The following is a 15,050-nucleotide window of genomic DNA, read 5'->3' as shown; positions in this document are numbered from 1 at the left end:
TCACTGAATTCCTATGTTTTGTTCGCAGATTTGCACGGATACATTTTCAAATACTTGAATATCTTTTATAAAATGTAATAAACTAGATATGACTCTATAGAAGTAAGACGTATTATCTTACATAACAAAACCAATGAAATTGCGAGGAATTTTGAAATGAAAAAAGGTATTAACCGTGTTGTATTAGTAGGAACAGGAGCAGTTGGATGTAGTTATGCTTACTGCATGATTAACCAAGCCGTAGCTGAAGAATTTGTTTTAGTCGATGTAAATGAAGCAAAAGCTGAAGGGGAAGCAATGGATTTAAGTCATGCTGTTCCATTCGCCCCAGCTCCAACTAGAGTATGGAAAGGCAGCTACGAAGATTGTAAAGATGCTGACCTTGTAGTTATTACAGCTGGATTACCACAAAAGCCAGGCGAAACACGTTTAGATTTAGTTGAGAAAAACGCCAAAATCTTTAAACAAATCGTTCGCAGTATTATGGATAGCGGATTTGATGGCATCTTCTTAATCGCAACAAACCCTGTAGATATTTTAACTTACGTAACTTGGAAAGAATCTGGTTTACCGAAAGAACGTGTAATCGGTTCTGGTACAACGCTTGATTCTGCTCGTTTCCGCTATATGTTAGGTGAGTACTTCAATATTGGTCCACACAACATTCACGCTTATATTATCGGAGAACACGGCGATACTGAACTTCCAGTTTGGAGCCATGTTTCCGTTGGTATCCAAAAACTACAAACATTGCTTGAAAAAGACAACACGTATAATCAAGAAGATTTAGACAAAATTTTCATAAACGTCCGTGATGCAGCTTACCATATTATTGAGCGTAAAGGCGCAACTTATTATGGTATCGGTATGTCACTTCTACGTGTTACAAAAGCAATTTTAAACGACGAAAATAGTGTATTAACTGTATCAGCTTACTTAGAAGGTCAATACGGTCAAAAAGATGTTTATATCGGGGTACCTGCTGTTTTAAATCGCGGCGGTGTTCGTGAAATTTTAGAGGTTGAATTAAGTGAAGATGAAGAATTAAAATTCGACCACTCTGTTCAAGTATTGAAAGAAACAATGGCTCCGGTTCTTTAATGAAAATAAAAAAGCAATCCAATTTATTTTGGATTGCTTTTTTATTTTCATTATCTCCTATGACTTTTTAGTGATTTTCTATCATTTCTTATTTTTTAGTCTCATCCTCATTATTTATATCAAGTACATCTAATAAAAAGATAAAGATTGGTATCCCGATAATAAGCCCCCATATTCCGAGGAAATGCTCTGAGAAGATAAGAATCATAAATGTGTAGAATATTGGTAAATTTGTTTTTGCAGACATAAACTTCGGATTTAAAAAATAACTTTCAAGAGCATGGATTACTGTTATGAATACGAGTATGTATACTACGTACATAACTCCGCCTACGTTGTAAGCAATGATACAAAGTGGAAACAAAGAAATAATCACACCTGCAACAGGAATCAACCCTAGTAAGAAAATCATAACAGCTAATACAAGTAGCTGTGGAAATCCTAAAACGATTAATGCAATAACAGTAAGAATACAATTTACAACGGCAATTAAAAACTGAGCTTCAATTACTTTGCCGAACGATCTTGCAAATCTTTCACCAAAATATGCAATTTCTTCATAAAAGATTTTTAACTTACTATCTTTAAACTTTGATGTAAATGTAATAATACGCTCTTTTTCTAATAAGAAAAATAAGCTTAAAATTAGAGATAATAATATTTGTAAACTTACCTTCCCTATATTTGCTATTGATTGATATATGACGTCTACACCTTGTTCTATATATTTTGATACTTCCATCCCATTAATTGTCGAAAGTGCATATTTAACGATTTCATTATCAGGTGGATTTTGAAAAAATAGTTTAAATTGATAAATTAATTGTGAAATTTGTATCGTCAGCACAGGTAAATATTTATATAACGTTGTGCCTATAAAGGAAACTAGTATTATATATAAACATGCAATAACAATTTTCCGGTTTACTTTCAATTTTCTTGAAATAAAACGTTGAAATCGATCCATTAAAAACGTCAGTATAAACGTAATTAATATTAAATTAATCATACTTTTTAATGCGTATAATACAAGCGCTACTATTATTAAAACGAGAAACCGTTGAAACCCTCTACTTCGAAAAAAACTCTTTACTTCATTCATTAAGAATTAACCTCCCCCTTCAATGGATGGAAATTGAATATATTACATTTTATGAACTCCTATAGACAATCTTTCTTACTAATTGAGAAGAATCCTTTTTTTCTTTTCATATTGTTAGATTCGTTTAACTAGAATCCACCAACATATTTCGGTGGATTCCAGTTATTTTTCATATAATCTTTTATAAACTAGGTAATTTTCTATTTTTAGACTGCTGTTCATACGCATATCCAATATTGAAAAGCTCTTTTTCACCAAACTGTTTCCCTACAAGCACTACACCGATTGGTTCTCCATTTTTATCATATCCAGCAGGAACCGCTAATTCCGGATAACCAGCTACAGCTGATAGAAGAACTTCATCGTTATTAATCATAACTAGAGCATCCAAACCTTTTTCTACTAAATACCTATCTAGCTCTTTTCTTGCATTTTCTTGACTCGTTTGCACTACGTTTTCAAACTCTTCTTTCGTTATAACAGATTTTTCAGACCCTTCAATTAATGTTTGTCCGTATTTTATTCGTCTTTTACTATCCTTTTTATTAAACGCTATAATCTCTTCTAACGATTTTACCGGTACATTCTTTTGCTGTGAAAGATAGTCGCTTGAACTCATATTCTAATGTTTGCAAATTATCTACACCCTCAGTACTTAACTGGATATTATCCGTTAATATCGCACCTGCATCTTGAAGGTCTTTTCTAATTTTTTCTGCTACTACTTTTCTATTTTCATCTTGTTGGTCTACAGAAAAAAGAAGCCCTATCTTTTTCCCTTTTAATCCATCTATTGATAAATCCTTTGTATAATCAATTCTTTCTTTATCTTTCATTTTTTCTGTCATAACATCTTTTTCGTCATAACCTATCATTGCATTAAATAACGTTGCTGCATCTTTTACTGTTCTTGCTATAGGTCCTGCTGTATCAAGAGTTTCAGCTAATGGAATAATTCCTGTTCTACTTACCATACCTAAAGATGGACGTAACCCAACTACTGATTGCTGCGCCGCTGGTGCAACAATCGATCCCGTCGTTTCTGTTCCAATTGCAAGCGGCGCAAAATCTGCTGCAACTACTGTAGCAGATCCTGAACTTGATCCTGAAGTATCGAATGTAATCGGACCGTACGGGTTTAAATTTTGTCCTTTCTTCCCGCTATACCCGCTTGGCATTGTAAAAGATAAATAGTTCGCCCACTCAGACATATTCGCTTTTCCTAAAACAAATGCTCCTTCTTCTTTCAACTGCTTCACAATTGTTGCGTCTTGATCTGCAATCCAATCTTTTAATACATAAGTTCCTGCACTAGTCGGCATCACTTTTTCCGTCTGTACATTATCTTTTACAACGACAGGAATACCATATAAATTCGAATTTTTGTTTCTACCCCGCTCTTGATCTAACTTTCTTGCTTCTTCCATCGCATTAGGATTTATCTCTGTAACAGAATTTAATGTTATTCCATTTTGATCATGTTCTTGTATTCTAAAGAGATAAATACTCGTTAATTCTTCATATGACAACTTTCCATCATCAATCATTTTTTGAAGCTCATCTACAGTCGCATTTACGACTTCTTTTTCTTTTATCTTTACATTTTCTATATTGATTCCTTTAAGCTGATTATGTATCGGTTGTAGCACTCTTTCTTTATCATATACAATACGCTCAGGTTCCTTTGGAAAATAATTTTTATACACGTAATATCCACCGGCACACGCTAATAAGACAATGCCTCCAGTGATAGACAGCGTTACCTTTACCCATTTCTTCATGTTGCTTCCTCCACTCTATAAGATGCTTAGCTATACAAAAAAGAGAGTTACCTTTTACTTAACTCTCTCCAATCAAAATGCTAAATGAAAAAATGAAAGATTTCAATCTAATTACTTCTTTTTTTGCATTTGCTTTGCTAACATTTCTTTCACTTGATTATACGTTAATCCTGAATTTTTATTTAAACGCTTTACTTCCTCAACATCAGTACCTACCACTGTATATTTTTTCTCATCATTCATTTTTCTAATTCCCTTCTCACCGTATTATTTCTTATATTTCTTCCCTAAATGCGCATAAATTAACACCACTACAAAAAAGGAAGCTGTTTTTAAGCACAGCTTCCTTCTCGTTACATATTGTATTTCTTAATAAAATTTCACTACATCTTCAGTAGGCAAGAACGTTCTTTCTGCTGGTTGTTCGTTTGGTTCACCAAATGGCATTTGACCTACTAAGCTCCACTCTGCCGGAATGTTCCAAGTTTCTTTCACTTCAGCATCTACGATTGGGTTGTAATGTTGTAATGACGCCCCAATTCCTTCAGCAGATAATAGCATCCACACAGTATGTTGTAACATCGCATTTCCTTGATGAGACCAGAATGGGAACTGATCTTTATATAATGGTGCATTTTCTTGCATTTTTTCTACAGTTGCTTGATCTTCAAAGAATAGAACTGTTCCTACACCTGCATGAAAACCTTTTAGTCTTTCTACAGTCGCTTCAAAGTTTTCTGCTGGTACACGGGCTCTTAATGTTTCTTTAACGATATCCCAAAACTTTTCATGCTCTCCATCCATTAATACAACCATACGACCACTTTGCATATTGAAAGATGTTGGTGCGTGTAAAGCTGTTTTTAACACTTCTTCAATTCTTTCTTTCGTAATTGCATCGTTTTTTGCTACTTTACGAATTGAACGGCGGTTCACGATTGCTTCTTTTAAGTTTGTTGTAGTTGCTGACATTTTAATTCCTCCAAATGTTTGTTTTATAATTTATTTTGTTATTTCATAACAAGCGAATTAGCAATATCCATCGGTATTACATTGCATACCTTCAAATGAATTTGTTTTATCCTTTTCAATTTCTTTATCAATGACCCTTTCTAGTGTTTCTTTACTAGCAAGCCCTTGAATGACTTCATCTCCAATCATGACAGTTGGAACAGCCATAATATTCGCTTCATCATATGCGTGTTGAATTGCTTCTTGATGCTTTTCTTTATATTTACGAGTTACTAAAGCATCTTTAAATTCCGCCTCAGGAAGTCCTACTTCTACCGCTAATTTTGTTAACACATCAATATCTTCAATGTTTTGCTCTTCTTGGAAAAATGCTGTGAATACGCGGTGATGATACTCATTACCTAGTCCACGTTCTTTCGCAAATTGACATCCTTCGAAAGCTAAATGTGTATATGGATGTGGTGAAACACGTGGCAAGCGCATATCAATTCCTAACTTCTTCGCTGTCGGAAGAATGAAAGCATCCCATGAACCTAATTTTTCTGGCTCATTCCATGGATCTATTTTTGCATATGGACTTGGACGTAATTCAAATGGCATCCATTCAATCTCTACATCTTTCTCTTTCGCTACCTCATCTAATGGACCTTTTGCTAAAAAACAAAACGGACATATAAAATCTGAGTATACTTTCATTTTTACAGTCATAACTTTTACACCTTACCTTTATAGTTGTAATCAAATCAGTTACATTAATGATAAAAAAATATAAATATTATTTAAGCATTCATTTTTTCTTGCAAAGTTTCAAACAACTGCCCCATCGTAATATTTCTCAAAACTTCTTCCATCGCGGATTGTGCTTGAATTAAAATAATTTCTAACACCGCTTGAATATTCGCCCCAATTGGACAATCTGGATTCGGTTGCTCGTGAATATGAAATAGCTTGTCTTCTTCGACTACGTTCACTGCATGATACACATCTAACAATGTGATTTCATGTAAATCCTTTAGTAATCCCGCGCCACCCGGTCCACGATTTACGTAAACAAAGCCAGCTTGTTTCAAGTACGACATGATTTTACGAATGACTACTGGATTTGTATTGACACTCTCAGCCATATAGTCTGAAGTACAAAGTGAAGATGGATTGTTTTTCAAAATAGATAAAATATGAACAGCTATGGAAAAGCGGCTACTAATTTTCATCGTAATCACCACCTCGATGTAATCATTATAGTTACAACTAAAAAATAAGTCAATCCTTTTCATAGATTTTTTATAAGTAAATTAAAAAGTGTCCCATTATGATATATGAGACACCTCTTTTTATTCTGCAAATAGCGATTGAAATTCTTCAATAAATAGCTGCACAGCGATTGAAGAATCCTTTAATGAAGGAACAGCTAAAGCAATTTCTCTCCATACTTGTGGTTCCAATTCTCTCGTTTGCACATTTTTTGGTAAATTCGTTAAAGATAATTCAGCTAATATTGCAATGCCTAATCCTTCTTGAATCATATTTAAAGCTGTAGTAACTGTCGAAATTACATACTCAGCCCGAAGTGGTACGTTTGCTTGTTTAAACATATCAATAATAGGTGGTTCGTATCCGCCCTTACATAATATGATCGGTTCATTCTCTAAATCACTAATTGTAATAGAGTCCTTCTTACAGAGAGGATGATCCTCTCTTAAGATAGCAACCATTTTCCCCTTCGTTAATGGAACAATCTCCATATCTTTATTAGGCAAAATAACAATTCCTATATCAATAACCCTCGATACTAACCAATCTTCAACTTCTTTAATCGTTCCTTCACAAAGAACTACTTCTAAGCTCGGATACTTCTCCTTAAAAAGGTTTATCATTTTGGGTAAGAAATGTGCAGAAGCACTCGGAAAACTACCAATTCGAATCGTCCCAACTTCGTGTCCTTTCTCCATCGCAACTTCTTGTTCAATCTTCTCTACACCGTTCAAAATCTCTCTAATATGTACAAGAATCCTGTTTCCTACATCCGTAACGAGGAGCCCTTTTCGTTTATCACGTATAAGAATAGTAACGCCTAACTCTGACTCAATACTTGAAATCGCATGACTAACAGCTGGCTGCGTCATATTTAATACCCTGGCGGCCTTCGTAAAACTACCTAACTCAACAGTTTTTATTAATACTTGCAGTTGTGTAATGGTCATAACTAATCACTTATACTCCTTATAAAAAAGATTCATTTTATTTATTACAGTCGATATCATATCATAGTGAAATGAATAACAACAAGGAGGTCTTTCAGTGAAACAGCTTTCTCGAACTAAGACGGCCATCATCCTTACCTTTCTCGTTTTCATGTGGGGAATCAATTGGCCTTTATCAAAGTTTGCCCTGCATTATACACCACCTGTTTTATTTGCAGGCGTTCGAACTTTAATTGGAGGATTCATTTTACTTCTGTTCGCATTACCGAAATACAAAGAGTTACATTTAAAAGAAACGTGGCATTTATACGTTATTTCTTCCTTACTTAACATCATTATATTTTACGGATTACAAACTGTCGGCCTTCAATATATGCCTGCTGGGTTATTTTCCGCCATTGTATTTCTACAACCAGTTTTACTCGGTATTTTCTCGTGGATATGGCTTGAAGAATCAATGTACGGCTTGAAAATTTTCGGGCTTGTTCTCGGATTTATTGGTGTAGGCGTTATTAGCTCAAGCAGTTTAACAGGACATATTTCTATTATTGGAATCCTTCTCGCGTTAGGATGCGCTATTGGCTGGGCACTTGGCACAGTATTCATTAAAAAGACTGGTCACCGTGTTAATGCCATTTGGATGGTAACACTTCAGCTTATTATTGGTGGTCTTTGCTTAATTGGATTTGGTTCAGAGTTTGAAAGCTGGTCTAGTATCGCTTGGAGTATGCCATTTGTTAGCGTACTTCTCTTTATTTCATTCTTTGTTATTGCAATGGGGTGGCTTGCATACTTCACACTTGTTGGAGCTGGTGAAGCAAGTAAAGTTGGGGCTTATACATTCCTCATTCCACTAATAGCTATTATTGTAAGTTCAATTTTCTTACATGAGGCTATTACCATTAGCTTATTCATCGGACTATTATTTATTGTTGTGAGTATTTGTTTTGTAAATATAAAACCGAAAACACTTGCTGTAAGGCAGCAAGTTGAATTGAAATAAACGTAAGAAAGAGCCTACTGTTTGTAGGCTCTTTCTTACGTCTTACTTTTTACGACGTACTACAAAAACACACGCACTTACCGACGATACTATCGCAAAAATAGATAAGACAATTGCTATCAATTGTATATTACTAGTACCTTCATTCTTTTCTACACTAGACACTTCACCATGTTCTCCTGTTAATGACGTATCTTTTGCAATTATAGTAAGTGAATGCGGTTTTTCAGCTTTTTCATCGCCTGTCCATTCAACAATTTCTCCATCTTTATATTGTTGATATGCGTCCCAAGCTATTTTTTGCTCTTTATCCGGATTTTTAGCGACGAAAGTAAATCGCTGGAACTGACCGGGTAAAATCCCTTCTCCTGTTGCTTCCCATACTACAGTTTTAACTTTTCCGGCTGTATCTTTTTGCTCCTCAACTTTCCATCCTGGCACTGGTTCATACTGCTGGAACTCTACTCCAGACGGTATTTTCAGTGTAACTTTTGTTGTTGCTACATTTTTTTCAACTGGTACTTTTATCGTATAAGTCTCCCAAGAACCAACGTCAGAAGTTGCTGGTTTTACAGTGACGTGCGCACTAACAGGTAACGAAAAAATTCCCATTGCAATAATTGTTGCGATCATTGTTGTTCCTAATTTTTTTATATGTTTCATTTTCTATTAGCTCCTTTTCATACATAGCTTCTTTTTATCTGCCACCGACAATAAATTTAAAATCTGTATCGAAACTATCAAGAGATTTTGTTAATCCATGAACATGTATATTCCAGTTTCCTGTCATGTTAATATACATACCTTCTGCTTCATATTCTCCTGGTGAAACTACTGAAACTTTAAATGAACCTTTTCCCATGTTCATATCTAATGATTGAGTCGTCAATATCATTTGTTCCATATCAGTAATAGGCTGTCCCTTTTCATCCTTTAGTGTAATATGGAATTTATTTTGTCCTACCTTATTCGGACTTACATTTAGCGTAAGTTCATATCCATTATCTAATTGCTTACTCTCTGTAAATGGTCCAGTAGGAGGCATCGGTGGTGTTTGTACGTTTGTCATAAAAGCTACGATTACGAAAATGATAATTCCAATGACAAACTCTACTTTCACCGTAGCTCCTAATCCTTGCTGCGCTCGCATTCTCCCTTTCATATAATGAATAATTCCCAATATCCCCATGAAAATGAATAAAAGTATCTTTGTTAATAAAGCCAATCCATACTTCGTATCAAATAACGAGTGGATTGTTGGAATAAAAAATGTACTGTTAAAAAGGCCTGTTATTAAAATCACGATGACAGCACCTGTTGCCCACGGTGAAAAACGCTTAATCATATCCCAATACATATGCCACTTGTTATCCTCTTTACGTAAAAGAAGAATAATAGATGATAAACCACCAACCCATAATGAAGCTGCTAATAAATGTAGAAAATCCATAACGACAGCAATGTCTTTAAACTTTAAACCGTATGCGTGACTATTAAAGGCCTTCATAACAAGTAACCCTATAAACAATAGTATTGGAATACTCCATACTTTAAACGACGAAAACTTCTCATGCTTCACCGCAAAATACGTAACAATTATAAGCGTACTAATGAGAACCATTTGAGTAATCCATACATAACCAAAAACAGAAAGCTGTAATGTTTCTTTTAATAGTAAAGGATTGAATGCTTCTAGCCATGAAACATCAGCATTTATTTTCGCTTGCAGTGGTAGATTGAATAACAAGCTAATCAATATCCCAAATAAAGAGATCCATATTATGTTCTTACTCCTTAATCGAACCGAGGTTGCATTGCTTTTATACATAATAAGATTAAAGAATAGCACTCCTATAAATAGTGAGAAACTTGTATATAAAATTCCACGTTCCATAATCATATCGATTTGTGGGACGTAACCCATCTCTTCCACTTGTATATCGTCTGTTTCCGCTTCCGCTAATCCAACCCGGAACGGGATAACTCCTTGAATTGGATGTCCATCAGCTGAAATAGCTTTCCACTGAATAGAGTAAAGACCATTTTTGAGATTGTCTTTTAATCCAGCTTCTAATAGCTTTTTATTTTTTTTATCAATATGAGCATCTTTTAAATCGACCCTTTTACCTGATGTATCTCTCACGTACAATGTATTAAAACTTGAAACTTGTATGTCCTCATCGAATTCGATTTTTACAACAGATGGTGCTTTCTTCAATGTTTCATTTTCAGTAGGGTTTGATTTCACAACGTACGCATGAGCAGATGCACTTTGCGGTATCAATATGATAAGCACACACACAAGTAATAACCATGTCCCTAATCTTCTCATTACTTTCACACTCATTTCACTTCTTTCTTCCTCATCGCTCTATTTTCATTACTTTAACTTCCGAAGTTTGATTCTCGGGCGAAATATTAACCTGATTAAATATAAACTTCTATAAAGTATAACTCTTATTTCTCTTCCACCTCTAAGCTTCTAATATAATAGTAACTATCACTATAGATACAACTTACATTTTTAAAGTCGATTGTTATTATATCATAAAATATATTTATGTAAGTTATCAAAGAAGAAAAGTTATCGTGAATCATTTGTGAAGAAAATGTGAAATGCATAAATAAAAAGGTGTTACGTAATAACGTAACACCTTTTTAAAAATATCCTTCTTCTATTTCTCTTCCGGATAATCACAATACTCGATAATCGTTCCTTCTGTATCCGCTGGGTTAAGATATATTAATCTTCTACCGTGCTTATTAATCCGAAGTGTATGCTCTAACGTTCGAATTCCTTGTTCTTTCAATTCCTCTAAAGCCACATCTAAATCATCTACTCGATACGCAACGTGATGAACACCTTTACCTTTTTGTTTAATAAAACGGGCAATTGGAGATGTCGTATTATTCGTCGGTGCAAGTAATTCTATTCTATCTCCATCCACTTCAAGAATGGCTACTTCGCTTTCCACACCAGGAGCTTCACTTACGTAACGATCTATTAAAGTTCCTAGTAACACATTTTCATAAAAACGTATCGTACTATCTATATCTCGAACTGCGATTCCGATATGATCAATTGTTTTTTTCATTTTATTTCCCCTACTACTTTATTTTTTCTCATTATTAATAGTAACAAAAAAAGCTATAGAAACAAGTCTATAACTTTTTTTATTTAACCTATTTTCTTATCCGCTCTAGTTGCTGGTTGAACTTGGTTTTTCACTTTTAAAATGCTAATGCCATATCCGATAAATCCACCGATAATCGCTGGGAAGATCCAGCCTAATCCTACTTCCTGCATCGGAAGGAATTTAGTGAACACTTGGCTTACTACTTCAATGTTAACTCCAGCTGCACTTAATCCATCAAATAAGCTGATGATAAATGTTACGATTAAGCTTACTTGATAAACTTCAGCTCTTCCTTTAAATAATGAATGGAAGAATGTTAAGAAAATCAATACGATTGCTAGTGGATAAATTGCTGTTAATACTGGAACAGAAACTGCGATCAATTGTGTTAATCCTACGTTTGCAACAATTGCACTAAATACACATAGCGTAATTGCAATTGCTTTGTAAGGAACATTTGGGAATAACTTATGGAAGAATGAAGAACATGCTGATACAAGTCCCACACTAGTTGTTAAACAAGCTACTGTAATCATTAATCCTAATAATACTCCGCCATATGATCCGAAATAGTAGTTAGAAACTTTCGCTAATACTTCTCCGCCGTTCTCTAAATGTCCAAGCTTTGCAACACTTGAAGCACCCATATAAGAAAGTGCTGTATAGATAATTGCTAAAATAGATGCTGCAATAATTGTCGCTTTTGCACAAACGACCATAATTTGTGTTTTCGTTTTCGCACCTTTTTCTTTAATAGCATTGATAATGATAATCCCGAATACAAATGATGCTAGCGTATCCATCGTTAAGTATCCTTCTTGGAATCCTTTAAAGAATGCATGTGATGTATAAGCTTCCACTGGTGCTTGCATATCTCCAATCGGATGTATAAAAGCAACGATTACTAAAATACCGATGAAAGTCAACTTAATTGGCGTTAAGATTTTTCCAACAATATCGACAATTTTCGCGGGATTTAGCGAAAAAAAACAAGTGATACTAAAGAATATAATTGTGAAAAGAATTAAAGGTGTAGAACCTACTCCTTCTGGCATAAACGGCTTAAGACCAATTTCATAAGAAACATTTCCTGTTCTTGGTATTGCAAATAACGGACCAATCGCTAAGTATAAAACTGTTGTAAACACAATCCCAAACACTGGGTGAGCACGACTAGCTAACGACTGCAAATCATCTTTACCTGAAAAACCAAATGCTAGTACACCTAGTAATGGTAATCCAACACCAGTTACTAAAAATCCAGCGTTAGCAATCCATACATTCTCTCCAGCTGATTGACCAAGCATCGCTGGAAAAATTAAATTTCCCGCTCCAAAAAATAGTGCAAATAACATTAATCCAATAACTACTATGAACGAAAACGGTACTTTATTCGCCATAATATAACCCCCATTCAAGTTTCCTTATCTCATTTTCCAATTTTAACTAATTGAATTTTCTGAATATTTAATTTGAGTATCAACTATTCTTGAATTCATTATAGTTTGCTATATAATATTTTGCAATACTATTTTCGAACTTTTCTTTTATTTTATAAATATACATTTTTTAACATGAAAAATAGACTAAAAAACCAACATAGTCATCCATGTTGGTTTTTCCATTTACTATTATGAATTAAAATTTTGCTGCTACTTTTTTAACGTTTTCTAGACCTTCTTCAACAATTTGTTGTGAACGATCTGGATATTGATTGTGTCCTTCAATTACAACTGTCTCTGGATTTGTAATTCCCCAGAATCCAAGTACAGTTGTTACGTAATTAACTGCCATTTCCATAGGAGCCATTTGCTCTGAAGAGTAATCTGAACCACGAGCACCTAACACAACTACTTTCTTACCACCAACTAAACCTTCTGGGCCATTTGCTGTATATTTAAACGTTTTTCCAGCTTGAGATAAGTATGAAATATATGTGATTAATGGTGCTGGTACTGTAAAGTTCCATAATGGGAATGCAAATACAACCTTATCAGCTTCTAAAAATTGATTTAAATATTGATCTACTGTAGCAACTGCCTTCTCTTCTTCAGCTGTTAACTCCATACCTTGGCTACGTTTATATCCACCTGAAATCGCAATATTTCCGTAATAAGGAAGATCTAATGCAAATAAATCTAATTCCGTAATTTCTGTATTTGGATTTGCTTCTTTATAAGTACTTACAAATGTTTCATACATTTTTGAACTAACTGCTTGCTCCGCTGGACGATCGTTTGCTTTTACAAATAATACTTTCGACATTTTTTTATTCCCCTCTACAGTCGTATTTTCTTCTTTTTTACCAAATAATGAGCTAAATAGTCCCATTTTCTTCACCTAATCTTTCTTTTCATATTCATTATTCATCATCATAAAAATTCTTATTCTAAGAAAAAGTTCCAATAGATACCTTAAGATACGCCATTGCAACTTTTTGTTATTTAATTACCTTATGTAAGTGATTGTAATATAGTCACTTACTTTAGTCAAGTAACTTTTAATGAAAAATAAAATCTCGACTTAAAAATATTAAGCGAGATACAATTGAACACCAAATACATCTTTATTACTTGTATAATAAACTTAGAGAGGAAAATTCATATATAGAAAGGATTTATTCATGAGCACTATAGAAAAGATTCAAACTTTTATTATTCTTTTTGCTGTTACATGCGGCATCGTACTCGGACAATTTAATATGATACATACGTATTCAGACAAATTTATTGTCCCCTTCTTATTCTTCATGCTATATGGATTATTCCTCAGCATCCCATTAAAACAAATAAAAAACGGATTTCGCAATTTAAAATTTGCTGGAACAAGTCTTACTATTAACTTCTTATGGACACCTTTACTCGCTTGGGGGTTAGGGGCACTATTTCTTTCCGATCATCCAGCACTTTGGGTTGGATTTATAATGTTAATGGTTACTCCATGTACAGATTGGTACTTAATCTTTACTGAAATAGCGAAAGGTAATGTAGCACTTTCTACTGCAATTTTACCTGTAAATTTAATTTTGCAAGTACTGCTCCTTCCCATTTATTTATTTTTATTTGCTGGTGTCATGAAAACTGTAGCGGTTTCTGTTTTAGTAGAAAGTATTGTTATCGTAATCGTCTTACCATTTATACTTGCACACGCTACAAAGTTCATTATGAATAAAATGAAAAAAGCTGAACCTCTCGAGAATAAACTCATTCCGTTTTTCAGCTCTGCTCAAATTGTATTTTTAAGTTTAGCAATAGTAGCGATGTTTGCATCACAAGGTAAATATTTACTACAAAATATGAATGTTGTTTTATTATTACTCGTTCCTGTTCTATTGTTCTTCATCATTAATTTTTTACTAGGACAATTTATCGGGCGCATGATGCATTTATCTTACAAAGATACAGTAAGTCTAAGCTTAACAACGTTAGCAAGAAACTCACCTGTTGCACTCGCTATCGCTGTGACCGCTTTTCCAGACGAACCTCTTATCGCACTTGCACTCGTTATTGGACCATTGATTGAGTTACCGGTACTAGCTTGTGTGTCACAAGTTTTGTTGCTTATTAAGAAAAAACGGCAATATGCATAATAAAAAACGTCCCATTTTGGGACGTTTTTTATTATGGAAAGATTACATACAACACTTATTTCTTATTTATCATTACAAATGAAATTACCGAAACTACAAACATAATAATACCAATTATAATAAAGTGAAACTTTAATCATTGGGGGTTTTGTTCATCCCCCAAT

14 protein-coding genes and 1 pseudogene are annotated in these 15,050 nt (G+C 34.1%); 3 read left to right on the top strand and 12 right to left on the bottom strand.

What is annotated here, in order from left to right:
- Nucleotides 1-156 precede the first annotated feature (156 nt).
- Nucleotides 157-1,101 (top strand): L-lactate dehydrogenase, encoded by a 945-nt coding sequence (locus tag ACTFRY_RS13615; RefSeq protein WP_000715326.1) that lies wholly within the window; start codon nucleotides 157-159, stop codon nucleotides 1,099-1,101.
- 88 nt (nucleotides 1,102-1,189) lie between these two features.
- Here ACTFRY_RS13615 and ACTFRY_RS13610 read toward each other — a convergent pair whose 3' ends face one another.
- From ACTFRY_RS13610 to ACTFRY_RS13580, 7 genes and pseudogenes are all read right to left on the bottom strand, one after another.
- Nucleotides 1,190-2,203 carry an AI-2E family transporter gene (locus tag ACTFRY_RS13610; RefSeq protein WP_001006598.1) on the bottom strand — a complete coding sequence of 338 codons (1,014 nt, stop codon included), beginning with the start codon at nucleotides 2,201-2,203 and terminating at the stop codon, nucleotides 1,190-1,192.
- Between the two features lie 181 nt (nucleotides 2,204-2,384).
- Nucleotides 2,385-3,984, bottom strand: a pseudogene (locus ACTFRY_RS13605) (amidase family protein).
- Nucleotides 3,985-4,095: 111 nt separating this feature from the next.
- Nucleotides 4,096-4,227 (bottom strand): hypothetical protein, encoded by a 132-nt coding sequence (locus ACTFRY_RS13600; RefSeq protein WP_000997344.1) that lies wholly within the window; start codon nucleotides 4,225-4,227, stop codon nucleotides 4,096-4,098.
- Between the two features lie 126 nt (nucleotides 4,228-4,353).
- The gene (locus tag ACTFRY_RS13595) at nucleotides 4,354-4,956 is read right to left on the bottom strand and encodes a nitroreductase family protein (protein WP_001277011.1); all 603 of its coding nucleotides are present in this window, start codon (nucleotides 4,954-4,956) and stop codon (nucleotides 4,354-4,356) included.
- Nucleotides 4,957-5,013: 57 nt separating this feature from the next.
- On the bottom strand, nucleotides 5,014-5,664 hold the full coding sequence (locus ACTFRY_RS13590; RefSeq protein WP_016117599.1) for a DsbA family oxidoreductase: 651 nt from the start codon (nucleotides 5,662-5,664) through the stop codon (nucleotides 5,014-5,016).
- A gap of 71 nt (nucleotides 5,665-5,735) precedes the next feature.
- Nucleotides 5,736-6,167 carry an Rrf2 family transcriptional regulator gene (locus ACTFRY_RS13585; RefSeq protein WP_000704073.1) on the bottom strand — a complete coding sequence of 144 codons (432 nt, stop codon included), beginning with the start codon at nucleotides 6,165-6,167 and terminating at the stop codon, nucleotides 5,736-5,738.
- Nucleotides 6,168-6,287: 120 nt separating this feature from the next.
- Nucleotides 6,288-7,157, bottom strand: a complete 870-nt coding sequence (locus ACTFRY_RS13580) for a LysR family transcriptional regulator (RefSeq protein WP_016117598.1) — start codon at nucleotides 7,155-7,157, stop codon at nucleotides 6,288-6,290.
- A gap of 97 nt (nucleotides 7,158-7,254) precedes the next feature.
- Between ACTFRY_RS13580 and ACTFRY_RS13575 the strand changes: the two genes are divergently transcribed.
- Nucleotides 7,255-8,160, top strand: a complete 906-nt coding sequence (locus ACTFRY_RS13575; RefSeq protein ID WP_000811703.1) for a DMT family transporter — start codon at nucleotides 7,255-7,257, stop codon at nucleotides 8,158-8,160.
- Nucleotides 8,161-8,202: 42 nt separating this feature from the next.
- Here ACTFRY_RS13575 and ACTFRY_RS13570 read toward each other — a convergent pair whose 3' ends face one another.
- The 5 genes from ACTFRY_RS13570 to ACTFRY_RS13550 form a co-directional block, all read right to left on the bottom strand.
- Entirely contained in the window at nucleotides 8,203-8,823 is a 621-nt protein-coding gene (locus tag ACTFRY_RS13570; protein WP_098616400.1) for a YcnI family copper-binding membrane protein, read from the bottom strand.
- Between the two features lie 34 nt (nucleotides 8,824-8,857).
- Complete coding sequence (locus ACTFRY_RS13565; protein ID WP_136986259.1) at nucleotides 8,858-10,507, bottom strand: copper resistance CopC/CopD family protein; 1,650 nt, start codon at nucleotides 10,505-10,507, stop codon at nucleotides 8,858-8,860.
- A 328-nt stretch (nucleotides 10,508-10,835) separates the two neighbouring features.
- Nucleotides 10,836-11,255, bottom strand: a complete 420-nt coding sequence (locus tag ACTFRY_RS13560) for a VOC family protein (RefSeq protein ID WP_000750850.1) — start codon at nucleotides 11,253-11,255, stop codon at nucleotides 10,836-10,838.
- A gap of 83 nt (nucleotides 11,256-11,338) precedes the next feature.
- Nucleotides 11,339-12,697, bottom strand: a complete 1,359-nt coding sequence (gene brnQ / locus ACTFRY_RS13555; RefSeq protein ID WP_001284783.1) for a branched-chain amino acid transport system II carrier protein — start codon at nucleotides 12,695-12,697, stop codon at nucleotides 11,339-11,341.
- A 238-nt stretch (nucleotides 12,698-12,935) separates the two neighbouring features.
- Entirely contained in the window at nucleotides 12,936-13,628 is a 693-nt protein-coding gene (locus ACTFRY_RS13550) for an FMN-dependent NADH-azoreductase (protein ID WP_000522529.1), read from the bottom strand.
- A 292-nt stretch (nucleotides 13,629-13,920) separates the two neighbouring features.
- Here ACTFRY_RS13550 and ACTFRY_RS13545 point away from each other — a divergent pair, with 292 nt between their 5' ends.
- Nucleotides 13,921-14,886 carry an arsenic resistance protein gene (locus ACTFRY_RS13545; protein WP_000103821.1) on the top strand — a complete coding sequence of 322 codons (966 nt, stop codon included), beginning with the start codon at nucleotides 13,921-13,923 and terminating at the stop codon, nucleotides 14,884-14,886.
- The last annotated feature ends 164 nt before the right edge of the window (nucleotides 14,887-15,050 follow it).

This window comes from Bacillus cereus group sp. MYBK195-1, assembly GCF_051916605.1.
Taxonomy (GTDB): Bacteria; Bacillota; Bacilli; order Bacillales; family Bacillaceae_G; genus Bacillus_A; species Bacillus_A cereus.
The sequence above is the reverse complement of the archived record's forward strand: the minus strand, read 5'-3'. Positions and strand labels throughout refer to the sequence as shown.